This window comes from Syntrophothermus lipocalidus DSM 12680 (genome assembly GCF_000092405.1).
In the GTDB taxonomy this organism is placed as follows: domain Bacteria; phylum Bacillota; class Syntrophomonadia; order Syntrophomonadales; family Syntrophothermaceae; genus Syntrophothermus; species Syntrophothermus lipocalidus.
The window spans coordinates 206,506-232,419 of the sequence record NC_014220.1 but is presented as its reverse complement, the minus strand read 5'-3'; the positions used below and the strand labels follow the sequence as shown (position 1 = coordinate 232,419).

The following is a 25,914-nucleotide window of genomic DNA, read 5'->3' as shown; positions in this document are numbered from 1 at the left end:
ATGGTGTCGGACTTATTGTAAGCCTGCCCGTAGTTGCCGGAAACGGCCTACCGCCAATAAATCTATATCAGAATGCTCGTCGAAACCGCCCCACGCCGAGCAGCCGTAGAGGTAAACCTCCCGCGCCCCGCACTTATGCCTCAACATGGCCGCTATATCGCCGGCCTTTTGCCAAGCCAGCCTTAACCGTTCCTCTTTTTTTCGCTCATCCAGCTTAACCAGCTCAGGATGCAAGGCCTTAAAAACGGCCACATCAACCTTGTTCTTTTTTGGGCCCACTCTAAGGGCCACCTTTCACGTATTTCTGCCGGAATGGTTACCTGGCCCGTTTGAAATAAAGGCAATACAGGTAGATGGAGGGAGCGAGTTTTACGCCGATTTTGAGTTAGCATGCAAGGAATATGGGATAAGGCTGCTTTGTTTACCATCCCGAAGCCCGAAGCTGAACGGGGTGGTAGAAAGGATTAACCGGACTTAGAGAGAGGTATTCTGGGCCTGCTACGAAGGAGAAGTGAGACTGGAAGAAGTGCGGCCCGAGTTAACTGGTTGAATCCGGCAGGAAACGGAAGTCGACAAGGAGAATAGAATAACCAATATGATTGGGACCAAGAAGTCCGTGGGGGTTGATATTTATGGAGGAAAGCCAGAAAGCCAAACAGGCACCGGGAGCTATCCAGATATTGTACAAGGTTGTCACAAGTCCAGGAGAAGCCTTTGCAGCCGTTGCAGAAGCACCCCGGCCTCTTATACCAGTGCTCATGCTTGTGGCGGTGAACCTCATCGTAGCTTTGGTGATGCTGCCTAAAGTCAAGGAATTCACCAGAATTACGCTGGAAGAGCTTCATGCTCCTCCCGAGCAGATAGCGATATCGTTGAAGGCGGTCGCTGTCAGCACGGCAGCGACGGCCATCGTGGTACCCTTGTTGATTTGGCTGATGGAAGCTGCTGTACTGAAGCTAATCGATCAGTTCACAGTACGCGGAACCCCGTTCAAAACGCTGTTTTCTGTTGCTGTTGTGGCGTGGGTCCCGGCTGCTATTGGGAATCTGGTCAAAATGTTGCTGTCGTTGTTTGCTCAGGCCAAAGATCTAATGCTGATACAGACAAGCTTGGCAGTTCTTCTACCCAGGGGACAGACGTCCGGGGCGCTGTTTGCGGTTTTATCAAAAGTTGACCTGTTTGTGGTCTGGAATCTCATTCTGCTAGCCATCGGAGCGGGGATAACTCTAAAAATCGGAACCAGGCGTGCGGCGGTGTACATCTTTACCTTGTGGGTGCTGTACCTGGGTTTGACAGCGATTTTGGCGCGGGCGTTTGGTCCAAAGCTGCCGCTGAGCGGGTGAAACCTGACCTAGGGAAGAAGGCTACTTTGTTGCCGCGCGGGCACATCGCCAGGGTAGTTTTCGGGAAGCGTCGGGGGAGGAGATTTTTTTGCCACAGATTCCTTTCAACCAACGTAACAAGGTCATCATCGGTGTCACTATGACGGCGATTGTTGCCCTTCTGTTCGGGATCAACATCTACCGTTTCAGACAGAAAGAGGTGCTTGAGGTTCAAACGGCAGTAGTAAGAAAGGCCCCTTTGGTAGCCAACATTTTTACTACCGGTACGGTTGTGGTTCGTGATAAGGAGGTCATCACTGCTAAGACCAGCGGCATCGTCCAGGACGTAAAAGTTAAAGTAGGTGATCAGGTGAAGGCAGGACAGGTGCTGCTTCAGTTCAATGACCGGGATTTGATACTGGAAGCACAGCAGGCGGAGGCGGCGCTGATGGAGGCGCGGGCGCAGGCGGTGTTACAGGCAAAGGGCGAGACCGAACCGGCGGTGCAGCAGGCAAAGCTGGTTTACGACAACGCCAAAGAAAAGCTGAAACGCAATCAGGAACTGTACGCGGCCGGAGCAATATCCTTAGAACAGCTGGAAGCGGCGCAGCTGGATGCGGATCTCAAGAAGTCGCAGTACGAGAGTGCCCTTGCCCAAGCGGCGGCCAGTCGCCAGTCTTATGAAGCGAGGGTAAGACAGGCCGAGGCATCCTGGAAACTGGCTGTTAACCGGCTTCAGGCGGCCAGGATTGCGGCCCCGTGTGACGGAACCATCCTAGCAAGGACTGTAGAAAAAGGCCAGTTTGTCTCTGCCGGCACGGCGCTGTTTACCATCGGCAACCTAAGCAGCCTTGAGGTTCAGGCCGACATCAGTGAGGTTGATGTCTTGCGGCTCGCTGTGGGACAGGATGTGGAGATTACGGGAGAACCTTTGGGCACCAACAAGTACCGGGGGCGGGTTAAGGACATTGCTCCCCGGGCAGAAAACAAGATCAAGAATCAGAGCGAACAGACCATTGTGCCCGTAACAATAGGTGTGATTGGGAACGCCGAACTGCTCAGGCCAGGGTATAACGTGGACCTGAACATCACTACTGCCAGACGGAAAGCCGCTCTGGTTGTTCCCTACGAGGCGATTGTGGAAGATGGAAATGAAAGCGCTGTTTTTGTGGTCAAGGACGGGGTAGCCCGGAAACGGCAGGTCAGAACCGGGATTAGCGACGAGATGCGTGTGGAGATTCTGGATGGGGTGTCCTCCGGGGACAGGGTGATACTCAATCCTCCGGAAAAACTTGAGGACGGATCCTTGGTGAGAAGTCAATGATTAAAACAAATAACTTGAGTAAGATTTATCAAAACGGGAGCCTAGCGGTGCATGCCCTGAAGGACGTTAACTTGCAGGTAGCCGCTCACGAGTTTGTCGCGGTGATGGGACCCTCAGGGTCAGGGAAGTCCACCTTGATGAACATCCTCGGTTGTCTCGATCGTCCCACCAGCGGTTCGTACACCCTTGATGGGTTAGAAACTTCTGTTCTGAGGGAAGAAGAACTGGCGGAAATCAGAAACCAGCGTATCGGGTTCGTCTTCCAAACGTTCAACCTACTGCCGCGGTTGACTGCCTTACGCAATGTAGAACTTCCTATGATCTATGCCAACGTGCCGACCGATGTCCGGCGGCACAGAGCAAAGGAGGCCCTGGCTAGGGTAGGGCTGGCCGACTGCGGCAATCATCGTCCCAATGAGTTGTCGGGCGGCCAGAAACAGAAGGTGGCGATTGCCCGGGCCCTCGTGAACAACCCTAGCCTCATACTAGCCGACGAGCCGACAGGCAACCTTGATACCCGTTCGGGGGAGGAGATCATGGCCGTTTTTCAGGATCTGAATCGCGAGGGGGCAACGATTGTTCTTGTCACTCATGATCCGGAGATTGCTAGGCACTGCCAGCGGGTTATCTATTTTCGCGACGGGCGGATAGTCAGAGATGAACCGGTTCCGACACCGGTTTCCGCAGAAGAAGTGCTGGCCAAGATGCCGATAGAGGAGGCGCCGAGCTTGTGAACTGGATGGAGAGCATTCGAATCGCGCTGGAGGGTATCTGGGTCAACAAGATGCGGTCGTTTCTTACCATGCTCGGCATCGTGATAGGGGTTGCTGCTGTCATACTGGTGGTGGCCATCGGGCAGGGCGGGAGATCCAAGCTGCTGAGCGAGATGGAACAGATTGGATCCACGTTGTTCGTTATCTACATCCAAAGTGTCAGCACGGATACGGTCACTGACTCAGAAAGGATAAACTTGCAGGATATCCGCGTGATCAAGGAACGAGTGCCAGCCATACTGGCCTTGGCCCCTTCTAGTTATGAGTACGCAGAAGTTAAGAGCCGCAGAGGGAGCAAACAGGTACTGGCCGTCGGAACGACTGGCGATTTTGTTAAAGTCCGCAACTTAGACCTTGCACGGGGACGTTTCTTTTCGGAAATCGATAACAGGGCGGTTCGGCGAGTTGCGGTTATCGATGAAAAGCTGGGGGAGAACCTGTTTGGGCGGGCCGACCCGATAGGGAAAAAGATACTATTGAAGAATACCCCGACCCTGGTGATCGGGGTGGCCAAAGCTGGCGAAAGCATCTTCATGGAGGGACAGGTTAGAAACGTCTATATTCCCTTTTCCTACTGGCAGAGCCTGTTCAACTCCTCGCGGGTAGACCAGCTTGAAGGAAAGGCGGTTAACAAGGACAGGGTCAACGAAGCGGTGAAACAGGCCAAGAATATACTGAACAGGCGCCACCATACCACGGACCGGTACAGTTCCTTTACTATGGAGGAAGAGATGGCGGTGGCTGACCGCGTGATGGGTATTATGACCACGATTATTGGGGCGATCGCGGGGATTTCGCTGCTTGTCGGCGGAGTAGGCGTTATGAACATTATGCTGGTCTCGGTGACAGAGAGAACCCGCGAGGTAGGTATTAGGATGGCTGTAGGTGCCCGGCGAAGGGACATCCTGGTGCAGTTTCTGATTGAGGCCTTAGTCTTAAGCCTCATAGGCGGAACCATAGGGATGATTCTAGGCATCGCTGGATCGGCCATTGTATGCCTGATGTTAAAGCTGCCTCCTGAGATTTCGCCGTTGACCATAGCGCTGGCCTTTGTGTTTTCAGCAGCGGTAGGTATCTTCTTTGGCATCTATCCGGCTAACAAGGCGGCACGGCTGGATCCAATTGAAGCCCTGCGGTATGAGTGATGTTAACCCTAAAACCACTGTTTCCATGTCGTGGACAAGTGTGACTGCTCTGTTGGATATGCCTAGTGTTCTTTTGGCGAATACACGGTACGGTGACAAAGACCTAAAGTTAGCGAAGTTTTGTATTAACACAAAAGGCAACCGCTCCTTTCTCAGGACAACTGGTCAAAGTTATGTCGGCAATTCTGTATTACCACTTCGTTTAGTTCGGTCTTTGAAGTTGATGAGCGTGTTTTCCTGCTGGGTTTTTGTGATCGCTTTTCCAATCGTGGGATCTAATTGCTTTCAAGCAGTAGGCAAACCATTTCAGGGGGTTGCCAAGGTGCGGTTCAGATCGGCTATTTCAAAGGATTACTATTCGATATTAGGAGTCCCGGAGAGCGCTTCTCAGACCGAAATAAAGGCGAGGTATAGAAACCTAGCCAAGGTGTGGTATACCGCCCCATGTTATTGAAGAAAATGATAAAGCATCTGCTAGCGCACTCTTGAGTAGGCTTCACGACCAAACTGAGAAGTTCAGCTTTTCTTAACGATATTACGAGCTCTCCTAGCAAAAATATTTTCCAACCCGTACTCTCTTATCTTCCGATAAAGCGTGGAACGGCTCACTTTGAGTATCTTCGCAGCATCTGACACGCGGTAACCGGCCTTAATTATAGCATAGACCATCATGGTTTTCTCCTGGTCAGGGGGCAGCGGCTTCTTGAGGTCTAACTCGGACAGTAGAAAAGAATCCGCCTCTTCATGTTTTGTGCTACCAGCGGTATTTGAAAGCAAACTAACTTCGGCCGGGAGGTCCTCGGGTTTGATACGACCGTCGTCGGACATGTTAATTGCATACAAAATGCAATTCTGCAATTCGCGCACGTTCCCTGGCCAAGAGTACTGTAGCAGAAGAGCCTTCGTTTCGTCGGTCAGCACCGGAGGAGACAGATGCTGTTTTCGGGAAATATCAGCTATGAATCTCTCTGCTAGTAAGAGGATATCGTGCTTTCTTTCTCGCAGAGGCGGCAGGTATATCTTAAATGCGGCCAGACGGTGATATAGATCCTGACGAAATTGTTGTTTGTTCACCAGTTCTAGCAAATCGTGGTTGGAAGCCGCTATCAGTCGAAAATCCACAGGAATGTAACGGGTTCCGCCCACCCGCATGATTTTCTTTTCCTCCAAGACCCGGAGTAACACGGCCTGCACTTCCAGAGGCAGGTCTCCTATTTCATCGAGAAAGAGAGTTCCCCCATTGGCAATCTCGATTTTCCCTGGCCTCCCACGACGCTCCGCGCCGGTAAAAGCTCCGCCTTCGTAGCCGAACAGTTCGCTTTCGATCAAGTTGCGCGGTAGGGCAGCGCAGTTTATGGCCACAAAAGGACCATAAGGACGACTCTCATTATGGATGGCCTGCGCCAATATTTCTTTACCTGTGCCAGTTTCCCCCTGAATCAGAATACTTGCGTCTAATCTACAAATTTTTTTAGCAAAAGAGATCGATTTTATTAACTGTGGGGACTCCGCTACAATGTCGGCAAAGGTCAACCCGGTAGTTCCCGTTGCCTTGGACTCTATCCGGTGTTTGAGCGTTGGTATCGTCTTTGAAAGTACTAAAACCAGACCGTATATACTGCCGCGGTTGTCGATAATAGGCCGGGCAAGTTTCAATTGTAATCTTTGGGTCTCGGTTTCGATTATCATGTCCTGTACCGGATTCCCTGCTAATACAGAATCCATGAAAGACAGGTGGCCGAGGAGTGACTCGACGGGCACCCCAATAACACTGGGATTCAAATAACGAAAGTACTCTCTGGCAGTATTATTAGCAGCAGTTATTATACCGCGTTTATTGACGGCTAAGACGATGTCGCGATCGGATTGGGGGTGTGTTTCCACCAAATGGCCGTTTAATACCAGCTGGAACCTGTTCTGGATAGCCCAAGCCATGGATGTCACCAGGCCTAGGGAATGCGAGGTTTGAAGATGGACATAAGGGCTGACGATAGAAAGAGTAGCTGCAATGTTACCGTTTAAATCCCAGATAGGCGCGGAAGAGCAGGAAAAACGTTCGTAACTCTGGCAATAGTGTTCTGAGCTGGCCAGCTGGTAGGGGACTCCTTTGATGAGGGTCATCACGTGTGCGCAGGTTCCTACGGTATCTTCTGACCATTTGACTCCAGGAACTAACTCGAACTCTTCTGTAGCCATCTTGAAAAACTTGTGCTCCCCTGTTGCTACGCGCAACATGACCCCGTTTTCATCGGAAAGAAGTATCATGCTGGGGTTGTTGTACATCATGTTCTCTAATTCCCTAATGTAAGGGTCCGCAGCTATCAAAAGCAATTCCTTCTCCTCGAGAAGTTTATTGAAGCGAGCGTCATCCAGGATGGGAGCGAAGTTAAAATCATAGAGATCAAGACCGTAATTCTTCGATCTCATCCAGGATTCAAGGAGTTCGGCACGCACTAAATCGGTGGTTGAATCAGGACTCTTGTGATTGAGTATATCTACCTTATACTCCAGGACCGTCTTAATCAAAGCTTTTGCTTTGTTGTTTAGATTTCGTTTCTCGGCGGTTTCGAGCTTCGTTATTATAGGGCTCAGGATCTGACTAGATTCCATCAATACCACTCCCCCTATTCAGCCCACCACTTGTTCCCACATGCGACTGCCAATCCCAAACTGCCGGTTTTCGTCAGAAATGAACTGTTTTAGAAACTGACCCGACTCGATCAGACCGGAATGCTATTAAGACGTAGTTTGTCTTCGGTTTTGACCACTGGTCATTTTCACCTCCAGCGCCGGTGTTCATCACGAAACACAGGTATCTAATGGAGCAGTGGTATGCTCGGTGTCGTTTCCTGACCGAATCCGTTGTTTTTGGTCTTACTTCTTATGATACAGCACAAGATGTCTTCAGTTAAGTCTCAAAAAACACTGGTGAGACGTTTTTGTGAGACACAAAATTTACCAATTGCCGCAAAACGGCCTTTCGCGGTTGGCACGACTTTTGCATTTATCACAAAGAATAGAGCAGGTCGAATGGACGACAGGATGCGGAATTGGCGCGTGAATCTAGTCGTAAAGAATTGACGATCCGAAGGGTGGCCTGTTGAGGGGGTGAAAGGAGTGCCGACTTGAACTAGCTTGTGATTCACCGAGAAGCAAACACGGTCACGGGTTCCGAGTATCGGAGATTGCCAACTCTCTGTTCGAACTGAAAAGGCCGCTCTTCATACAAGGCTTATACACGTGATTCCCTGGTAAGAAGCGCAACCCTGTCTCGCACTCAGATGTTGAAAGCTTTGTTGATCTTTATAATGACGCAATTTAGGAAAAGGAGGCGGCAGACTATGAAACAAGCTCATAAGTTACTGGCGTTATTCCTGGTACTAGCTATGATGTTCACCCTGGTTGGTTGCGGCGGTGCTGGCAGCGAAAAGCAAGAGGGCAGCGCTCTCACGAAACAAGCGGACGTAGTGGTAGTAGGCGCAGGCATGGCTGGAATGTCAGCGGCCATCGAAGCCGCCAGTCAAGGCGCAAAAGTAATATTGCTGGAGAAACAAAGTGTTCTGGGCGGCAGCACGAACTTTGCGGAAGGCATATTCGGCTGCGAAAGCCCGATTCAGAAGGAAATGGGCATCACCGTCAATCAGGAAGAATTATTGAGGGAAGAGTTTGAGTTTTCCAATTACAGGGTAGATGGGAATTTATGGAAAGACGTAATGAAGCACTCTGGCGAAGACATTCAGTGGCTTATGGATATGGGAGTAAAGTTCGAGACGGTAACTAGTACTGGTGCTGGCAACAAGACTTGGCACGTTTATGAAGGGTTTGGCGAGACCGTTATCAACGAACACATGAAACCTGCAGCTGAAAAGCTGGGGGTCGAAATCATGACGAGCACCCCCGCCACTGAGCTGATCCTGAAGGATGGGAAAGTGGCCGGAGTTAAGGCAAAGACCAAGGACGGGAAAGAATTAATCATCAACGCGAAGGCGGTCGTCTTAGCTACTGGCGGTTTTGCCAACAATAAGGAAATGATTTATGAATTAACGCGTGTTGACGTGGACAACCTGGTTGACAGGGCTGCTCCTGGACATACGGGTGACGGGATAAATATGGCCAAGGCAGCCGGGGCCCTTACGGGTGAACGTGCGATAGTGATGAAGCTTGGCCTGACTCTGGAAGGCACCCCGATTGATTCTCACATCAACACAGCAGGTGCCATGGAGCCTTCTCTGTGGGTTAACCAAGATGGGAAACGGTTCTGCAACGAAGATGTCGTATGGTATTACACCCGCGCGGGCAACGCTGTGACTACCCAGCACCGGGCTTTTTCCGTGATGGATAGCAACGAAATCAAGAGGCTGGCAACAGAAGGGTGCACGGTTGGCTACGGTATGTATGTCACGCCGGGCACGAAGCTCGATAAATTAGAAGCCGAGCTTCAGAAGGCGATCGAAAAGAAGCTGCCTACTGTCTTTAAGGCCGACACGCTGGAGGAACTGGCTGACAAAATGGGGGTTGACCGGGCTACCTTCTTAGAAACTGTCAAGACATACAACGAATACTGCAAGACGGGTAAAGACCTCGATTACGGCAAGGATCCCCAATACCTGCATCCTGTGGAAACCGGCCCCTTCTACGGGTTCCGGCTTAAGGTGGCTAACCTCGCTACATGTGGCGGTATCAGGGTTAATCAGAAAATGGAAGCCCTTGACAAAGACTATAAACCTGTCGCAGGGCTTTACGCGGCAGGACTCGATTGTGACGGGTTTACCGGCGATACTTATGGGTTAACTCTTCCTGGTTCCGCCCAGGGATATTCGTGCTATACCGGCAGAACTGCCGGCAAGAATGCAGCCTTATACGCCAAGGGTTTGACCAGTTAACGGTCTTGGACATGCGGGAAACCGCCGCGAATCAGGTTTCCTGCATGTCCTTTCTTACTCCCCATGCCCGCCCTGATATAATCAGTCCAGGCAAGAACTGCAGTTTCATTTGGTTAGCTACTGACAATACGTACTGGGAAGAGGGAAATCAATATGGGCACAAAGAAGGAGGTATTTCTTGTCGTCCTGGTGGTCTTGGGGATTATCGCCAGTGTAGCCGGCTTTAAGTATTACGAAGGATACTATGAAGGGCAGCACAGCGGCGAGCGGATAGCGGTCATCATTCAGGATAACAGGATAATTGAACGCATCAATCTGGATAAGGTAGAAAAGCCTCGAAACATATTGATATCAGGAGATTACCACAATCTGATCCGGGTTGAAAAAGGAAGAATCAGGTTTGAAAAATCGGATTGCCCTAACCAAATCTGCGTACACACCGGATGGTTAGAAAAATACGGTGATATAGCCGTATGTATGCCTAACAGGGTGATCGTAGAGATAACAACCGATTAGCACCTGAGGAATATTCGGGACTAGAATCATAAAGGGGTTTTGTAGACAGCCATGAAATTAGGACAGTATGTACACGGTGATTCCGTGATTCATGCGCTGGATCCCAGGACAAAGATAATCTGCTGTACCTTGGCAGTTGTCTCGGTGATGATCAGCGTCAACGTTTATTACTTGCTTGTGCTGTTATCCCTGATGCTGGCAGTCGTTATGGTTTCCCGACTGAATTTGGGATTTATCCTGAAATGTATCTACCGCATAAAGGCTTTGTTGCTCGTTACCCTGCTTTGCCAAGGATTGCTTACCCACGGTCAACCTGTAATAATTATCGGGGGTTTGGCCCTAACCAAGGAAGGGCTGGCCATCGGGGCTATTAACATACTAAGGCTTGTTGTTTTGTTTGTGGGGTCTTTGATACTGCTCATGACCACTACTCCCATAAAACTGTCAACCGGAATAGAGGCTCTTATGAGCCCCTTAAGACGATTGAACATCCCTGTTCAGAACCTTACCACTATTTTGGGAATTTCGTTTCGCTTTCTACCTACTGTGTTCGAAGAGGCGACTATTGTCAAAAACGCCCAGAGGTCCCGGGGAGCTCAATTCGATTCGCCCCGAATCATGGTTAAGATAAAGAGTTACGCGGCTATAGTAATTCCTTTGTTCAACGCTTCTCTAACGCGGGCTGCGGATTTGGGCGAGGCTATGGACAGCCGGTGTTACAACCCTCACCCTAATCTGTTGCGCCTAGGCAGTCTCAAAATGCAGGGGCGGGATTTCACCGCCTTGACCATTGCAGCGGTTCTTTTTCTGGTTGCTGTAGCGACGACCATTTATCCAATGTAATGCGAGGAAAGGCATTATGCTGGGAGCCAGGATTGAACTGGTTAACGTAACCAAGCAGTATGAAACTCCGTTGGGAGACGGTGTAGCGGCTTTACGCAACGTCTCGCTGACCATAAGGAAAGGCGAATATATCGGCGTTTTGGGAATGAACGGCTCGGGCAAATCGACCCTGGCCCGGCTGCTTAACGGACTCATCAAGCCAACAGAAGGAAAAGTTTATGTGAACGGGCTGAGTACGGATAAGCCGGCCAATCTCACAGAGATTAGGCGTTCGGTGGGGATGCTTTTTCAAAACCCTGATAACCAACTGGTATGCCCGGTCGTTGAGGAAGAAATCGCCTTCGGGCTCGAGAATCTAGGGCTGCCGCTGCCGGAGATTAGGCGCCGGATAGAATGGGCCTTATATGTTTGCGGGCTTGAAGATAAGAGGTACCACGCGCCTCACCTCTTATCAGGCGGGCAAAAACAAATGGTGGCTCTGGCTTCGGTTCTGGCAATGCTGCCGGAGTATCTGGTGCTGGATGAGCCTACATCCATGCTTGACCCCATAAGCCGGCGAAATCTCATAGCCCAACTCCAAGTGTTGAACAAGGAGGAAGGGGTTACCGTTATCTTTATCAGCCATAACCCTGAGGACTTGATTCAAGCTGATCGCTTGATCGTGCTTGAGCAGGGGTCGGTATATATGGATGGAACGCCCCGGGATGTTTTCTTGAGCGAAGAAATTAGAAATCTAGAGCTCGGTCGTCCGGCAGTCTACCAGTTAATCGGGGAGTTGGAGGCAAGCGGGCTGACTGTTCCCTCGAATGTTAAATCAATTGACGAATTGGTAGGTTATATATGTCTGAGATTGTAAAAGTTAGACATCTTTCCTATACTTACGCTTCCGGTTCGGCCTATGAGCGTAAGGCTCTCAATGACATCAGTTTTTCCGTAGACCGGGGAGAGTTTCTCGGTATATTTGGACCTAATGGTTCCGGGAAGTCGACTCTGGCCCAGCACCTTAACGGGCTGATCCGGCCGGTAAAAGGTACGGTGATTGTTTGTGGGCTCGATGCTTCAGATCCACGGACGAGCCGCGATCTATGGAAAAAGGTTGGTTTGGTGTTTCAGTATCCAGAACACCAAATCTTTCAGACCTCGGTTTATGATGAGGTCGCATACGGGCCTAGGAACCTGGGGCTGCCCGAGGCGGAAGTACAGGAGCGAACGTATGAAGCTTTGAGAGAAGTAGGACTGACTCCAGAGAACATCGTCAAAGTTAATCCTGTAACGCTGAGCGGCGGAATGCGCAGGCGAGTAGCCATAGCCGGGATATTGGCTATTCGGCCGGAAATACTCATACTTGATGAGCCTATGGCAGGTTTGGATGCTGCCGGTCGAAAATTGATTCTCGACATTATCAGGCAGCGGCAGGAAAGACACGAGACAACGATAATGATATCGCACGACCTGAAAGAGGTCCTGAGCACGGCCGACAGAATCGCTGTTTTGGACAGAGGCTGTCTAAGCTTTTTCGGCTATGTAAGTGCGCTTCTGGATGAACCCGAAATCCTGGCCCGATACCAGTTTGACCTGCCCGAATACTTGCAGGTCGTGTTCGCCCTGGCTGCCAAGGACGTCGATATCAGGAGAGATATCAAAAATATCGAAGAAGCGGCTCGCGAGATCGTGAGGTTGCTGAACGAATCCGGACGTTTACCCCTTAGTCGCGGCAAGTTGATGAAGGCGAGGAGAAAGGAGGGGTTCTTAACTGGAACCTGAAAATCGAACGGTATCGACTAAGAGGCTGGCCGTAATTGCCACGCTTGTGGCTCAGGCCACTGCTCTTCATTACCTTGAAAGTTTGTTTCCCAATCCTGTTCCTATTCCTGGTGTGAAATTAGGGTTGGCCAACATTGTTACCCTGGTGGCCTTAGTGGTATTTGATTTTAGGACAGCCCTGCAAATCACCGTTTTGCGCACGATTCTCGGCTCCTTGCTAGCAGGCACTCTATTTGGCATGGGGTTCCTTATGAGTTTCGCGGGTGCGGTTACGGCTGCGGCGGTTATGGCCTTGGCGCTACGGGTCTGTAACATTCTGGGAGTGGTTGGTATCAGTATTCTGGGAGCTGCATTCCACAATATCGGACAGCTGGCTATGGCAACGTTTGTATTGCATTTTCCCGGAATATTCTTGTACCTGCCCTTGATGCTGGTGTTCTCCGTACCTACCGGGTTGCTAACGGGGTTGTTGACCAACGAATTAGTGAAATACATCAGAAAGAGCAATCATTTTGGCTCGATACTAAGCGACTAAGGGAATTTCTAGAGTTTACTCGGTTTGTACCAGGCGATTCTGAACTGAAGGGGTGCGCGCTATGGATGAGATGAAGGACCAGTCAAAGAAATGGCCAAGAAAAACGAGAAACTTGGTGCTGATTGCCGTTGCACTAATAGTAATGGGCAGCGGAACCGGAATTGGTCTTTTGAAGGCCAGTGAGAAGCCTGCTTTTTGTTCTTATTGTCATATCATAAAGCCTTACTACAATTCCTGGAATGAAGGTGACCTGTTGGCCCATAAACACGCGGAACATGATGTTACCTGTCACGACTGTCATCAGGAGTCTGTCTCGGACAAGATCAGCGAAGGGGTCAAGTACTTGACAGGCGATTACGAGACCCCGTTAAATAGGCGTGAGTTCGGGACCAGGGAATTTTGTCTTTCCTGTCATGACTTTGAAAAGGTGAAAAGCGCGACTAACTTTGAAGAATCTAACCCTCATGATAATCACAATGGAGACCAGGAGTGCAATCTCTGTCATAACATGCATCGGGAATCGCAAGTAATGTGCGCTCAATGCCACCAGTTTGAGTGGATGGACGATCTAGGAAAAGGGTGGAAGTAGTAGACGTGTCCGCTGTAGAACGCGCTAGGGGTAGAAACATGTCACGCGCAAGACAATTTTATCGCGCTATATCATCAGTGGACGCCGGACTGATCTTGCTATTTCTTATCGGACTGGATACGGCTGTTGGAAGTATAGCTTTTCCCTCTGGGTTTTCCCACACTGTTGTGTTCCGGCTACTGCTTCTGCTGCTGCTTTTCAACTTAGTGCTGTGCACTTTCAGCCGCTTGAGTCGGTTCAGGTCACTGGCCTTACATGGTACGGCGGATACAAAGTGTGTCATCCGGCATACCGGGATTCTGGTGCTGCATTTGGGTGTTGTCCTGACCTTGATCGGTGCTATAGTCAACAACTTTTACGGCTACAGCAGTCAGATAAGTATCTTGAAGGGGCAAACGGTTGACCTATCTGAAAAGATGAAGTTGGACAACCCTGTTTTCATGACCCTGGATGCGTTTGAGATCGCGGTCAACGAAGACGGTTCTCCGTCCCAATTCTATTCTCACGTGACCTTGCACGAAGCGAAGGGGCAAGAAATGAAACGGGTGATCAGCGTAAATCACCCGTTAGTCTTTGGTGGAATGAAGGTATATCAGGAAGGCTTTGAATACTTGGTGAGGGTTGAGGCCATCACCGGTTCTGTTCATCAACCTGCACGACTGCTGCATCAGGGAGATTACCTTAGATTCCCAGGTACCGAGCGTGTCGTTAAGATATTCCGGTATTTTTCAGATTTTGATCCCGAAGGCGGTATGCGCCAAACATCGATGAAAACGGGTAACCCTCGTATAGTCTACTCTGTATACGAGAATGACAGGCTGATCGGGGTCGGAGCTGCCAAGTTAGGTAGCAAGATCATGGTCGATGACGACGTATTCGTAGTATTTCATGGCGTTGAACCGATGACTATTCTGAGGGTTAAGTCTGATCCCGGGCTCAGGGTTACCCTCGTCGGTGGGATGCTGTTAGTCTCAGGCGTGATAGCAGCTATTTCCGCCGAATCAGCCATCAGGCGCCGCATTTTCCAACAACGCAGTAGGCCTGAGGAAGGGTTTTGAATTCTTGAGATCGGGGTGATGGGATAGATGGTATTGCCCGTGCAGGAGATGCTGTACATTGTTTCTATCTTGTATTTTGCAGGGGCCGTATTTTACCTCCTGGGTAATTATTCAGGTCGGATTTCTTTTTTTAGACTGGCATTGTGGACAAGCGCAGCGGGCGGTTTTTGCAACTTCTTGGCGATCATGATGAGGACAATAGTAGCTGGGAGGCTGCCGCTCGCCAACGGGTACGAATTCATCTTAAGCTATGTGTTCGTAACTGTGCTCTTGTACCTAATATTGGAGAGGAGGAGCGGGAGCCAGCGCGCGGGCTGGATGGTAATGACCCTTGCCGCTTTCCTGATTGTATTTGTGATGGCCAATGGGCAAGCGCAGTTAACAGAAGCCGGCAATTTGATGCCGGCGCTGAAAAGCCCCTGGCTGGCGTTTCACGTGGTCACGGCAGTGCTCGCTTATGCCGGATTTACACTGGCTGCCGGAATGGCGCTGGTTGATGTAATGCAAACAAAAAGCGAAAAACGGAATGATCGGGTATATGTGGTCGTAGGAGCTGCTTTTGTCATGCTGACCCTGTCAATCGTTTTTGGTGCTGTCTGGGCTGAACAGGCCTGGGGCACTTATTGGAGCTGGGACCCTAAAGAAGACTGGGCTTTGATAAGCTGGATAGTATACGCCTCTTACCTCCATTTACACAGGAGGAGGGAATGGAGGGGAAAGAGGAGCAACTGGATGGTCATCATAGGGTTTCTGATAGTGTTATTCACTTTTTTCGGAGTAAACTATTTGATGTCTGGGTTGCACAGCTACGCTTAACACAATAACACACGGAGACGGCAGCCTGTGTGAAAATTGGTTAGTGGTAGCAGAAATATACACGCCAGGCACCACTAGCCTCGTAAACAAGTGTATATTATGCAACCGGATGCATGATTACGCGTAAGACTTTCGTTTTCACACAGCCTGCCGTCCCCTGGTTTACGTGTAATCACCGAGAAGGATTACTTCCGGTGCATGAATCCTGGACCAGGACCTGTCGTTTCCAATAATTGCATCGCATCCATCTGCCTGAGCCGTTGCGATAATGAGTGCATCGGGTAGGGGCAAATTAGTTTCAGCTCTGATCGAAGCACCCATCTGGCTTATCTGACGCGAAACCGGCATGACTTTCAGCCCCGGAAACTCATTGAGCAACAGCTGTACCTTGGCTAAGGCTTCGCTGTCGTTCTTCTTAAGCGGTCCAACCAAGAGTTCGGCCTCCGTAATCGCAGAAATGACAGCTCGCAGTCTCCCCTCTTCAATAAGAATGAATAAAGGATGTAAGAGAACATCGTAAGGGCTGATACCCTGCAAAAAATAGATTATAACGTTGGTGTCGAGTAATAAACGTTTGGCACGGACCACTTTGTTCATGAATGCGTCCTGTCCCATGCTTCCCGTTCCTTTCTGACGTATGCGTCGACTTCTTTTGCAGTTCTACCGTAGACGTTCTTCACAGAACCCGCTAGCAGTTCTGTGTAGCTCGTGGTTTTTGGTGAAAGAATTATCTTGTCCCCTTGAACTTCTAATAATAGCTTTTGTCCCGGCTGTATGCCAAGCCTTTTGTAAATTGCAGCCGGAAGGGTTATTTGCCGCTTACTGGAAACCCGCACTATAACCTGTTCCACCCTATCCCCTCCATTCAGTTCTTTTCCAAAGCCATTATAAACTCAGTAAGTGGTTATGACAACAGAATACCATTACTTTTTCATTGCCAAACCCGTTATCCTTGAGACCCCGTCAAAAGCTTCAAGGCCTGGGTAGCCTCCGGGTCCCGGTTCACCTGGACCGGGACCAGAAACATGCGCCCCTGTTTTAAGGCTCAATCCTCTTGATTTCCAGTAACCTGTCAAAATGGCGGTCGTAGGAATAGATCTCGGCCCTATTTCCACTCGCCATTTTGGCAGCAACAAAAGCATCTGTCCAGTCTATGTTTTTTCCCACGTACCAATCTAGCGCCTTCCTTGCCACGGACTTGCTCGAAAGCCGCATGCCCCGAAGCAGCAATATCGGCAACAACAGCTCCCTTATCCTCGCCTTGGGCTGGCGGTAAAACTTTTCAAGCGTCCACACCACTTCGGCCATAACCAAGTCGGGCAAAAATACCTGTTCGGCCCCGCTTTCGACCCTCTGCAGCAGTTGAGAGCAGCGCTCGGCCTGACTGGGGTTGTCATTGAGGAGAAATCTCAGTATAACGTTGGCATCAATCGTCCTCGCCTTCGCCCGCAACCTCCCTCGCTACCTCCTCCATAACCTGCTGCCTTACTGCCAAAAAATCTTGTGCTTCTGACACCTTCACACTACCTCTCAAAGCAGCTATTCCTTCATCAGCCTTTACCACCTGCACCGAGTCCCCCTGCACGACAAAGCGCAGGCGGGTCCCCGGAGCTGCTCCCAGAACTTTTCTTATCTCGGCCGGAATAGTTACCTGTCCCTTTTTCGAAATCTTTACAACTGACATGGACCTCACCCTCATTCTTTACTTTAGATTGATTGTAAAGCTCCTTAGCTCGGGTGTAAAGCCCAGAACAAAAGCTAAGGCCCTATTTTCGCCAGCAATGGTCTGCTCTGCAGTGTTGATTGGGTTAAACGGGAGTTGGAGCGCGGGAACGACTATCTTGCCCAGTGGGCCAAGAAAGTTTTTGCCAGATGGTTTGACTCGACTGCCGACAAGGATATCGTGGAATGTTACGGTGAGGTTATGAATTGGGTCAACAGACAACGCCAATTTTATGACTGGGCTAAAAGAGATTTTGCCAGTGGAGCTGACGGCTGGCTGCTTGCATACGCAATGGTCCGGAATAAAGTACTCGTAACTCAGGAACAGTTCAAGGCTAACGTTAAAAAATAAGGTTCCTCTTCCCAACGTATGTCGTGCCTTCGAAGTTGACCATATCGACTCATTTACTATGTTGCGCGAGCTCGGGGTGAGATTGGTTGGATTTGAGACACCGTGATCGTGGCAAAGAGCCAAACGGTGGGATTTTATGAGTCATAAGAAGGCGTCCTAGATAGGGTGAGCGAACAGGCGGAGGTCGTCGATGTTGTTTTGGACCATGATGCTCACCCGTCGGTAAGTTATTGCTGCAAGCACTTACTAGGTTTACAATGGTCTTGGGAACAAACTACATAGAGGGTGTAGCATGGAAGAAGATACATGCCAGCCGAGTTGAGATTGTGTTTAGCCCAAGCCTGAGCCTTTCCTAAAACGGAAAGTCCAGCTTTTGCTATTCCAGGATCAAACTGAGTTCGTCATCATTGTGCGTTTGACCCTTTGTCTTTGTCAATGATTCCCCTAAGTGTCTGCAAGCTGGTCTTGCGTAGGCACGTTGTCCCACCGCATGATGAGCGCTTCATAGGCCGCACAAGCCCCCGCTTCCGACCCACAGCTACCTCTGTCTTGCCAATAACAGGAGCTAAGAACGGTATTGTCTCCCGTGGTACCGGTAACTTCCCCGAGTCGGATTGACTTGTGGTCTGATATTAAATATACTTGCATTAGATATATTTCTTGCAATACTTTCTGATAGAAAGAGAGGATAGTTTATGCTTCGCATTCCAGCTTTGCGGGGAGAAATGGGGGGCATCCAGTACTACCTCACCGTGTGGGGACTGGGAGAGGCCGCCCGCAATATAACCTATTCCGAAGAACTGGAAAAACGGCAAGAAGCCGAGATACCGGCCGACCTCCGGGCCCAGCGCAAGATCAACTGGCCCCGCGTGCGTCGGGAGGTAGTGCCTTACCTCTTACAGGTTCCGGACCATTTCTTCAGCTCTCTCACCGTGGAAGTGGTATACCCTGCCCATGCCAAATCCGAAATAACCTTTGAACCGGTGAACGGGGAATGGGGTTACGTCATCCTGGACGGAACCGAGGAACTGCGTACTTTAGACGGGCAACACCGGTTGGTAGCCATCAAAGAAGCCTTAAAAGAAAGCCCGGGCCTTGCAGCCGAAAAGATCTCGGTCATCCTTATACCCCACCGCGGCCTCAAGAAGTCCCAGCAACTGTTCAGCGACCTCAACCGCAACGCGAAACCTACTACCAAAACCTTGAACATCCTTTTCGAATGGCGCGGTCTCTTCGAGCAGGCCGCCAAAGAAGCCATGAACCGCTCGTCACTGCTGGCCAACCGGGTTGAACTTGAGCACAATTCCCTAGCCCAAAAATCGAAAAAAATAATCACTTTAGGAGTTCTTTACGAGATGAGCAAAGAAATCCTCAAAGACCGCAACGGCTACTACGATTCGGAAATGGCCGATATCCCTCCCGAACTCGTTTCCCGGGCCGCCGGTGAGCTGGTGCAGGTCTTCGACGAGGTCCTGCTTCCTTCGCTGCCCGAGATCGAGAAAGTGGTAGCGGGAAAGATGATGCCATTCGAACACCGCTCCCGCTATATCGCCATGCACAGCGTGGGCTGGCAGGCCATGGCGGGGGCTGTCCGGGCCGCCATCGATCAGCGTCCCCAGGATTGGAAAGATCTTTGCCGGGAAAAATTCAGCCGCCTCGACTGGAGCCTGAACAACCCGGCCTGGGAAGGATCGGCCATGGCCGGCGGGTTGGTCGCCAACCGTGCTCCCGCCATCCGCTATCTCGTAGCCCAACTCAAGGAATACTTGGGACTGGAGCTAACCCCGGCCGAGACCGAGTACTTCACCAGCCGTAAGCCGTTCCCGATAAGGAAACTGAAGGAAAGCGGCAGCTGAGCAAGCCCATCCCCTGCCGCGCCGCATGACTGCTCTGAATACCCTTTCTACGCGCGGCTGTTTGCAAACGGTCCCGCTTAATTCACCGATCCCGTGCTTGGCCTTCGCTGAAGTAACCCCACGCCCTTCTCCACCAAGGCCACAAACTCCCTCACTCTCAAAAACCAGGCCACCGTTCCGAACACGACAAGTCCTATCGAACCAGCCACCGCCACGCGAATAAAAGCCCCTACCGTTCCCATACCGACCATGCCCGCCAGCACCGCATCACAGGCCCAGGCGGCAAGGCCACAAACAGCGGCGGCCACGACCGTCATGCCAACGTCACGCCCGATGCCCGAAAACGACACTTGTCCGCCGCTCATCCGGCTCAACCGCCAGCCCAGCTGGAAGACGTTGAACGTGGCCGCCAGCGAGTTAGCCAAGGCCAGCCCCGCGTGCTTCAAGGGATGAATTAATATAAGGCTTAATACCAGGTTCAGCCCGATGGCCACCACCCCGCACTTCAGAGGTGTCACCGAATCCTGCCGGGCATAGAATCCGCGCGTCATGAGGGGATTAACGCACTGCCCCACCAGCCCGATGGCAAACATAGCCAAGGCTAAGGTAGTCATGACCGCCGCCCGCTCATCGAAGGCCCCGCGCATGAACAGCAGCTCCACCGTCGGCCGGGCCAAAACTAAGACCAGAACCGCCAAGGGCAAGGTGGTGACTAAAATTAGGCTCACCCCCCGGGTCAGAGCCCGGGCAAAATCCTCCTCTGACTCCGCCACCGCCCGTTCGGCTAAAGCCGGAAATATGGCGGTGGCCAGGGGAACCGCCAGCATCCCCTGGGGAAGCATCGCCACCTTCTGGGCATAGTTCAGGGCCGTGATGCTCCCTTCCGGCAGGCCCGAAGCCAGTATCCGGTCTATTATGAGGTAGATCTGTCCCAGCCCGGAACTGATCAAGACCGGCACCAGCATCTGCCAGGCCTCGAGCATGCCCGGATGTTTCAGGTCCCATACCGGCCGGTAGCGGAATCCCACCCCGCGCATGTACGGGACCTGCAGCAAAAAAGCAGCCGCATAGCCTGAAAGAACCCCCCAGGCTGCGGCCACGATGCCGTACTTCATGCCCAATACCAGGCCGCCGATTACTAAAACATTGGTCAGAACCGAAGAAAAAGCAGGTGGGCCGAAAATCCCGTTGGCGTTGAGAAGCCCGTAGTATATGTTCCCCAAAGCCAGGAAAATTACGCTGGGCAATACTATCCTAGTCAGCGAAGCAGCAAGAACCGCCGTTTCCTCTGGCAGCCCCGGGGTGATGAGCCACACCAACTGCCTGGCCAGAGGCTCCCCGGCCAGGGTAAAGCCGGTCAAAACCACCAAAAGAAAGGTAATCATAGCCGAAAACAGCCGCCAGGCTTCATCCTCTCCCCAGCGACTGCGGAAAGAAGTAAAAAGGGGCACCGCTCCCGCTGCCAATGCCCCTCCCAGGATCGCAAAAATGATGCCGGGAATGGTCAAGGCCACGAGATAAGCGTCGGTAGCTGCTCCCGCCCCGAAGCCGTAGGCCAAAACCATCTCCCGAATAAACCCCAGAATCTTAGATAATCCCGTAAATATTACGATCACTGCCGCAGCCCTGGCCACGGTTCCTGCTGTGTTGTTAATCGTACCCATCCCTCTTCACCTGACACACATCTTACCACAAACGAAGCCAAACGGTAATATCGGTATAATGTTGCACGCCTCCCGTTATTTTCATTGTAACCGGAATGGTTACCTGTCCCTTTTGTGATATTTTAACTATTTTGGGGTTATCGCCGCGAGATCTGATATCGTTATCAATTACCTGAACAAATGAAGTCGAGGGCATCCACAAACTTCTTCCTATTCTCCGCGGAAGCTTTTAACCCCGGAACAACCTCCCTTTGCTCAATCTGCGGCCCCTTATCTCGGGTCCAATTGACAAAGTTCAAGATTCGCATTTTTTTGCCCTGTGGAGGAATCAGAAAATCAAGGAGCCGATTAGTAAGGTCTTCGTGGTGGCTGACGATAAAGACCTGCCGGCGGGCGGACGCGTCGTCGGTCGCATACGCAATTTGCCTGATGAGAGCAGCGGTTCGAGGTAGCTGTGCCATGTCAAAGGCGGTGGTTACATCGTCCAAAGCGATAATGTTGTGTCCAATGTAACTGTTGAGGCAATAATTGAAACCAAGGAGCATCGCTAAGCCCAGCTGGGCCTTCTGGCCTGTAGAAAAAGCGCTCAGCGGCCGGCCGTCTGCCGCGCAAACTCCCAGGAATGAGCCTGACTTTCTGCTTCTTTCGCGTTTGACTCCAAAGCGAACGGGCCAGATACCGTCCACGAGACGGAAACACTTTAGAACATGGTTTACGATGCCCTCCAGGTCTTTGATAACTTCATCCGGCGGAAGAATTGCCGTGTTCAACACCGAATTTCTCCCGACCTCCTGTTCCAGGGCTTGGGTAACCGACTCCGTCAGCCCCTTGGCCTTCAGGTAAATGGTCTTTTGATGCAGAGCAACTTTTCTTCGTTCGTCGAGGTCCTCTATCTCTTTCCACTGCAAGACCGCTTTCCGTACGCGCTCTATGGCCGTTAGAAGATTGTTTGGTACGTCTGTACCCTGCAACACCGTTTTCAGCATCGATACAAAAAGAGGCGAGCCGCCGCCTGCTAAAGCCTCAAATTGGCTCTTGAGCCGTGGATCCTGCAATAGATCGTAGATCTGTCTGGACTTTTCCAAAAGCTCTTTCCTGTGTCGAGTTGCTTTCTGCAAATCAGACACGCGCTGTACAAGCTCAAGGCGCCTTGCCGCAACCCGTGCCAGCCATTTTTCGAACTGGTCAGCCAATTCGGTCAGATCGGACGACGCGGCCTGACGCAGCCATTCGATAACCGGGGAAGGAGGACTAAAATCAGCGCCAACATCCGGCACTTTAAGCCACTCCGTGCTCTTGTCCCGCAGCGTAACCAGAACTGTCTGTAGATTGGGCCCCGCGGGGTTGTCAAAGTGACGTTCCAAACTTTCGAGAACCGAAACCTGGGCCTGCAACTCCTGTATCTCCTGTGATGCTACAGCTATGTACCTTTCTTCTATCGGCCAGGCACGGGGTGGTAAAAGCGCAGTATCATCAGGGAGATCCTCGAGTAGCGAGCGGAGCTTTTCTTCAACGCGGCCTGTCCGGTTGATCACGTTAAGGCGTAGTGCGTTAAGTGATTCTTCAATGAGACCCAAGGAAACCGACGGTTTCTCGTTTGCGGCGGGCCGCCTTTTTTCCGTCAGAAACAAGGCCAAACAGTCTGCTGCCAGGTTCCTGAGTTCCCTTTCCCAGCCAGAGCGCAGGTTGTCCGATTTGATCAGAAATAGCCAATCCCCCTCACGTCGGGGAAGGGTAATACCACCTTGTGTCTGACAAATATTTGCCAGTTCTTGCCAAGAATCCCGAAACGCAATCGCCGCACGTTTCCTTTCCTCGTTAATCGCGCTCTCGCTCGCCAGACCCTCTATATCGGACACCTTTTTCAGTTCACGAGTAACAAAATCTTTCCATTGCACCCGCGCCTTCTTCAGAGACTCTTGGACAGTCGATACCTCTTCAGGCAGTGGTCTCAGAAATTCGAGCAAGCGTGGGACCTGCGGATCTTCTTCTTCGAAAAGTCTGCTCAAGAGATCCTGATAATAGAAGCTGCATCGGGCGGCCAGTTCCGGCGAAATACCATAAGGACAGAAACCGTCCGCCGACGAAATGTCAGAAACACCCTTGGAGTTGTCGCAAACGGTCACAACCTTTGAACCGAATTCGGAACCTGCATACTCAACCACAGCCTCGACTCGAGCATCGCCGGAGCTGTTAGCAACCCCAACATACGAAACCATCGGATGCCTCTCCCTGTAATAGTGACCGTTCAGCAGTAGGCACAGCGAGTCGATGAGACTCGTCTTGCCGAAACCGTTAGGACCAGTCAATAACACAACGTCGGCATCCGTGTCCAGGACCATTGGATCCCTGTTTACAAACCCCCTGAACCGGCAAAGTCTCAAGGACTTCGTCCATCCTTGTCACCCCCGACCTATATCGGTATCGACCGCTCGCGCACCCTAGATCGTTCAGCATCGATTAAGAGAGAGGTCTTGTGCAGCGTCCGGCGGAATCTCTTGACGGCCTCGGGAACACTGGCGGCCTGCCCAAAAAGTTCGAGAATCGATACCTGCCGAACTGTAACCACCTTTACGCTATTGTGTTCACCACAAGCAAAATACAACCTGTGTTTCCTTGCCCCATATGGGCTAAGTACTATTTGGATAGCCACGGTTAGCTCTGTGGGCATGTGGCACACGACCTTATGAAGCACCTGCTCTGCAACGTTGCGGTGGGCAATATACACACCTACAGGTACGTCGCCAAAAACATAGCATCCCTCAACAGAGAGCCCCAGAGGGCTAGCGTCATCTCTTATCATCGCCTTCAGTTCTTTCCAAGAAATGTCGGATCGATCCAATTGGTAAGTCCCGATCATCAAATAGATTAACAGGAGAACGGCGGGTATTAGGACAGGACGTTCCGCCAGCGGGTGATACAGGCCGCGCCAGATTTGCGGCTGAATTGAGCGGACACGCTCCACCCACCGCGCCAAGGGAATTACTTTGTCCTCGTCTTCCGCCAGCTCCAGCATTTCCGGAAAGCGCCCGCAAATGTGGTCCGGAGCATTCTGGGGAGCGAACCAGTTGATGGTATCGACCAAAAGAGAAGATGCACAAGGCAACACCGGCAGAAGAAAGGACACAACAGCGCTTTCACGCCCGCATGCCAAACGTAACAGCCGCCAGAAGACGGCTTGGAAAAGACGCTCCCAGAAAAGGTCGGCCGGTAGCAGATTTTTATCTGATGACCGTCCTCCGTTAAAGAATTTCACATCGGAACCGAGAAATGCATTCACATTCGTTGTTTCCGAATCAGCCGGGTTATTTGCCAAAAAAGCGTAGGCTTGCATTATTTGGGCTTGACTAAAGGATAGGGTCTCGTAATATGAGACTATAAACGGAGCGCTGGCCTGATCCCATATGGATGCGGCGTTTAGTGGTTCTGAAGAAAATTCCTCACAGACCTGGAGGGCTGTATGGCGCACCTGAGGTTCATCACTACCGAAGCCGGAGAAGAGCAGGGCGCGCGAACGTAGTCGGTCGCGGAACAGATCCCGGGCCCAGCGCCTTTTACCCCAGTCCTGTAAATCCTTTTCTGTTAGGAGAATATTCTTGCAGTAGTCTTCACATTTATCCTTGCCGCCTTTGCACAGGCTGCTTGCACACCCGTTAATCTTATAAACCTTGAGGTAACGCCGCTTTGTCCTCCCGTTTGCGAACTTTCTGCCGCCCTCGACCCGGTATTCGTTCAGATTTCTTACGACCAACGCAGGGGAATCGCCGCTTTCTGAGGCGCTCCCGAACCCAAATGTCGCGCAAAAAGCTTCTTCCATACAGGTGTCGTAATTGGTTGTAATCACTTCATCGATGAGTCCCTCCCGAGCAAGAAAAGCAATGTAGTAGTGTGCCTTTGGCGGCTCTACGTTCGCGAATTCAGGGATTTTTAGAATCTCACGGACAAGCTCGCATCTCCGACGGGATTCCCCGACCCGGTCACCAGGACAGGACCACTCCCATAACTCGCAGGCTTTATCAAAAGATATTTCTTTGCCTGTCTCCAGAGAACTCTCGATTTCAGTGCGTACCACGCACGTACTGCAACGAGCGTCCTGTCTTGTTTGGCATTTTTTAAGAAGTGCCACGAAAACACGCCCAGCCATACTGCTCGTCCTGGTCAGGTCGGCAATGCATCCGCGATGTTTCGCATCGTAAGAAACGCCGGCCCCGATAAACGGCACAATCATGCCGTCTAGCAATCTGCCAATCAACCGTTCGAAGATAAGCTTAGTATCCCTTGATGAAACCATTACGCATAACGCCGGGTTTACAGTCCCCGGCCGTCTACCCTCCTATCCGGCCTGTGTGCTGCTGCATTTTCCGTTTCCCCGCAACTTGACAGAAAATCACGCACCGTCTCCCAGGTGATAGGCAGTCGTAGTCTTGCCTACCACACCTTCCCAGTTAACGATGCTCGCGGTACGGCATTTCCCCATTCTGTATCCCTCCTAATGAATCGACTGCCGGGAACTCCTACCTACCGTCTCAGCAGCACACGTTTCTTCATATTGACTAATTCGCCGACAGAATCGCCTATCCTCCTGGGTAAATTCGCTTTATTCCTCCATATTTCGCCAATATCTGTCGAAATTTTGCGATAGCTTTTGCTTACGTTATCCTGAATATACTTTCCTTTTGTAAGAAACTGTGGCTGCTTGTCCGAGCCCGGTAAGAATGTGCGCCAGGGCGTAGTGATCGATTTGGGGTTACA

Annotated in this window: 25 protein-coding genes and 1 pseudogene; 17 read left to right on the top strand and 9 right to left on the bottom strand. The window is 51.1% G+C overall.

All coding sequences use genetic code 11. From position 1 onward, the window contains the following. Nucleotides 1-12: 12 nt before the first annotated feature. Complete coding sequence (locus SLIP_RS12530; protein ID WP_013174421.1) at nucleotides 13-279, bottom strand: nucleotidyltransferase family protein; 267 nt, start codon at nucleotides 277-279, stop codon at nucleotides 13-15. A gap of 353 nt (nucleotides 280-632) precedes the next feature. Here SLIP_RS12530 and SLIP_RS01115 point away from each other — a divergent pair, with 353 nt between their 5' ends. From SLIP_RS01115 to SLIP_RS13095, 5 genes are all read left to right on the top strand, one after another. Then, nucleotides 633-1,343, top strand: a complete 711-nt coding sequence (locus SLIP_RS01115) for a YIP1 family protein (protein ID WP_013174420.1) — start codon at nucleotides 633-635, stop codon at nucleotides 1,341-1,343. A gap of 88 nt (nucleotides 1,344-1,431) precedes the next feature. Beyond that, nucleotides 1,432-2,646, top strand: a complete 1,215-nt coding sequence (locus SLIP_RS01110; protein ID WP_013174419.1) for an efflux RND transporter periplasmic adaptor subunit — start codon at nucleotides 1,432-1,434, stop codon at nucleotides 2,644-2,646. After that, nucleotides 2,643-3,380, top strand: a complete 738-nt coding sequence (locus tag SLIP_RS01105) for an ABC transporter ATP-binding protein (protein ID WP_013174418.1) — start codon at nucleotides 2,643-2,645, stop codon at nucleotides 3,378-3,380. Before SLIP_RS01110 ends, SLIP_RS01105 begins: the two co-directional genes overlap by 4 nt. 5 nt (nucleotides 3,381-3,385) lie before the next feature. Continuing rightward, on the top strand, nucleotides 3,386-4,564 hold the full coding sequence (locus SLIP_RS01100; RefSeq protein ID WP_242649129.1) for an ABC transporter permease: 1,179 nt from the start codon (nucleotides 3,386-3,388) through the stop codon (nucleotides 4,562-4,564). Further along, on the top strand, nucleotides 4,557-5,018 hold the full coding sequence (locus SLIP_RS13095) for a DnaJ domain-containing protein (protein WP_423218573.1): 462 nt from the start codon (nucleotides 4,557-4,559) through the stop codon (nucleotides 5,016-5,018). The genes SLIP_RS01100 and SLIP_RS13095 overlap by 8 nt, the downstream gene beginning before the upstream one ends. Before the next feature lie 62 nt (nucleotides 5,019-5,080). On the opposite strand, the gene SLIP_RS01095 is transcribed toward SLIP_RS13095, so the two are convergent. Further along, nucleotides 5,081-7,174: a sigma-54-dependent Fis family transcriptional regulator gene (locus SLIP_RS01095; protein WP_013174416.1), complete on the bottom strand. Its 2,094-nt coding sequence runs from the start codon at nucleotides 7,172-7,174 to the stop codon at nucleotides 5,081-5,083. A 731-nt stretch (nucleotides 7,175-7,905) separates the two neighbouring features. Here SLIP_RS01095 and SLIP_RS01090 point away from each other — a divergent pair. The 9 genes from SLIP_RS01090 to ccsA all read left to right on the top strand — a co-directional run bounded on the left by SLIP_RS01090 (nucleotide 7,906) and on the right by ccsA (nucleotide 15,568). Beyond that, nucleotides 7,906-9,447: an FAD-dependent oxidoreductase gene (locus tag SLIP_RS01090; RefSeq protein ID WP_013174415.1), complete on the top strand. Its 1,542-nt coding sequence runs from the start codon at nucleotides 7,906-7,908 to the stop codon at nucleotides 9,445-9,447. Nucleotides 9,448-9,600: 153 nt separating this feature from the next. Next, complete coding sequence (locus tag SLIP_RS01085; protein ID WP_013174414.1) at nucleotides 9,601-9,963, top strand: NusG domain II-containing protein; 363 nt, start codon at nucleotides 9,601-9,603, stop codon at nucleotides 9,961-9,963. Nucleotides 9,964-10,014: 51 nt separating this feature from the next. Then, nucleotides 10,015-10,806, top strand: a complete 792-nt coding sequence (locus tag SLIP_RS01080; RefSeq protein WP_013174413.1) for an energy-coupling factor transporter transmembrane component T family protein — start codon at nucleotides 10,015-10,017, stop codon at nucleotides 10,804-10,806. 16 nt (nucleotides 10,807-10,822) lie between these two features. Further along, nucleotides 10,823-11,662, top strand: a complete 840-nt coding sequence (locus SLIP_RS01075; RefSeq protein WP_013174412.1) for an energy-coupling factor transporter ATPase — start codon at nucleotides 10,823-10,825, stop codon at nucleotides 11,660-11,662. Next, the gene (locus tag SLIP_RS01070; RefSeq protein ID WP_013174411.1) at nucleotides 11,647-12,570 is read left to right on the top strand and encodes an energy-coupling factor transporter ATPase; all 924 of its coding nucleotides are present in this window, start codon (nucleotides 11,647-11,649) and stop codon (nucleotides 12,568-12,570) included. Before SLIP_RS01075 ends, SLIP_RS01070 begins: the two co-directional genes overlap by 16 nt. 46 nt (nucleotides 12,571-12,616) lie before the next feature. Next, nucleotides 12,617-13,105, top strand: coding sequence for a Gx transporter family protein (locus SLIP_RS01065; protein ID WP_013174410.1), 489 nt, complete (start codon nucleotides 12,617-12,619; stop codon nucleotides 13,103-13,105). 61 nt (nucleotides 13,106-13,166) lie between these two features. After that, nucleotides 13,167-13,694, top strand: a complete 528-nt coding sequence (locus SLIP_RS01060) for a cytochrome c3 family protein (protein ID WP_013174409.1) — start codon at nucleotides 13,167-13,169, stop codon at nucleotides 13,692-13,694. A 38-nt stretch (nucleotides 13,695-13,732) separates the two neighbouring features. Next, nucleotides 13,733-14,752 (top strand): cytochrome c biogenesis ResB family protein, encoded by a 1,020-nt coding sequence (locus tag SLIP_RS01055; RefSeq protein ID WP_041432532.1) that lies wholly within the window; start codon nucleotides 13,733-13,735, stop codon nucleotides 14,750-14,752. Between the two features lie 33 nt (nucleotides 14,753-14,785). Continuing rightward, nucleotides 14,786-15,568, top strand: coding sequence for a cytochrome c biogenesis protein CcsA (gene ccsA, locus SLIP_RS01050; protein WP_013174407.1), 783 nt, complete (start codon nucleotides 14,786-14,788; stop codon nucleotides 15,566-15,568). 162 nt (nucleotides 15,569-15,730) lie between these two features. Here ccsA and SLIP_RS01045 read toward each other — a convergent pair whose 3' ends face one another. The 4 genes from SLIP_RS01045 to SLIP_RS01030 form a co-directional block, all read right to left on the bottom strand. Next, on the bottom strand, nucleotides 15,731-16,165 hold the full coding sequence (locus SLIP_RS01045; protein ID WP_207635744.1) for a type II toxin-antitoxin system VapC family toxin: 435 nt from the start codon (nucleotides 16,163-16,165) through the stop codon (nucleotides 15,731-15,733). Next, nucleotides 16,162-16,419 carry an AbrB/MazE/SpoVT family DNA-binding domain-containing protein gene (locus tag SLIP_RS01040; RefSeq protein ID WP_013174405.1) on the bottom strand — a complete coding sequence of 86 codons (258 nt, stop codon included), beginning with the start codon at nucleotides 16,417-16,419 and terminating at the stop codon, nucleotides 16,162-16,164. Before SLIP_RS01040 ends, SLIP_RS01045 begins: the two co-directional genes overlap by 4 nt. Nucleotides 16,420-16,606: 187 nt before the next feature. Next, the gene (locus tag SLIP_RS01035; RefSeq protein ID WP_013174396.1) at nucleotides 16,607-17,020 is read right to left on the bottom strand and encodes a PIN domain-containing protein; all 414 of its coding nucleotides are present in this window, start codon (nucleotides 17,018-17,020) and stop codon (nucleotides 16,607-16,609) included. Then, nucleotides 16,995-17,252 (bottom strand): AbrB/MazE/SpoVT family DNA-binding domain-containing protein, encoded by a 258-nt coding sequence (locus SLIP_RS01030; RefSeq protein WP_013174395.1) that lies wholly within the window; start codon nucleotides 17,250-17,252, stop codon nucleotides 16,995-16,997. The genes SLIP_RS01035 and SLIP_RS01030 overlap by 26 nt, the downstream gene beginning before the upstream one ends. Before the next feature lie 84 nt (nucleotides 17,253-17,336). On the opposite strand from SLIP_RS01030, the gene SLIP_RS11890 reads away from it, so the two are divergent. The 3 genes and pseudogenes from SLIP_RS11890 to SLIP_RS01020 all read left to right on the top strand — a co-directional run bounded on the left by SLIP_RS11890 (nucleotide 17,337) and on the right by SLIP_RS01020 (nucleotide 19,498). Next, nucleotides 17,337-17,642, top strand: a complete 306-nt coding sequence (locus tag SLIP_RS11890; RefSeq protein WP_083761925.1) for a DUF4411 family protein — start codon at nucleotides 17,337-17,339, stop codon at nucleotides 17,640-17,642. A gap of 10 nt (nucleotides 17,643-17,652) precedes the next feature. Beyond that, nucleotides 17,653-17,748: pseudogene (locus SLIP_RS13090) on the top strand (hypothetical protein); the annotation flags it as partial. A gap of 589 nt (nucleotides 17,749-18,337) precedes the next feature. Beyond that, nucleotides 18,338-19,498, top strand: a complete 1,161-nt coding sequence (locus SLIP_RS01020) for a DNA sulfur modification protein DndB (RefSeq protein WP_013174404.1) — start codon at nucleotides 18,338-18,340, stop codon at nucleotides 19,496-19,498. Between the two features lie 77 nt (nucleotides 19,499-19,575). On the opposite strand, the gene murJ is transcribed toward SLIP_RS01020, so the two are convergent. The 3 genes from murJ to SLIP_RS01005 form a co-directional block, all read right to left on the bottom strand. Further along, the gene (gene murJ / locus SLIP_RS01015) at nucleotides 19,576-21,162 is read right to left on the bottom strand and encodes a murein biosynthesis integral membrane protein MurJ (RefSeq protein ID WP_013174403.1); all 1,587 of its coding nucleotides are present in this window, start codon (nucleotides 21,160-21,162) and stop codon (nucleotides 19,576-19,578) included. 164 nt (nucleotides 21,163-21,326) lie between these two features. Next, nucleotides 21,327-23,546 (bottom strand): AAA family ATPase, encoded by a 2,220-nt coding sequence (locus tag SLIP_RS01010; protein WP_169303739.1) that lies wholly within the window; start codon nucleotides 23,544-23,546, stop codon nucleotides 21,327-21,329. 29 nt (nucleotides 23,547-23,575) lie between these two features. Next, nucleotides 23,576-25,453 carry an SIR2 family protein gene (locus SLIP_RS01005; RefSeq protein ID WP_013174401.1) on the bottom strand — a complete coding sequence of 626 codons (1,878 nt, stop codon included), beginning with the start codon at nucleotides 25,451-25,453 and terminating at the stop codon, nucleotides 23,576-23,578. Nucleotides 25,454-25,914: the final 461 nt, after the last annotated feature.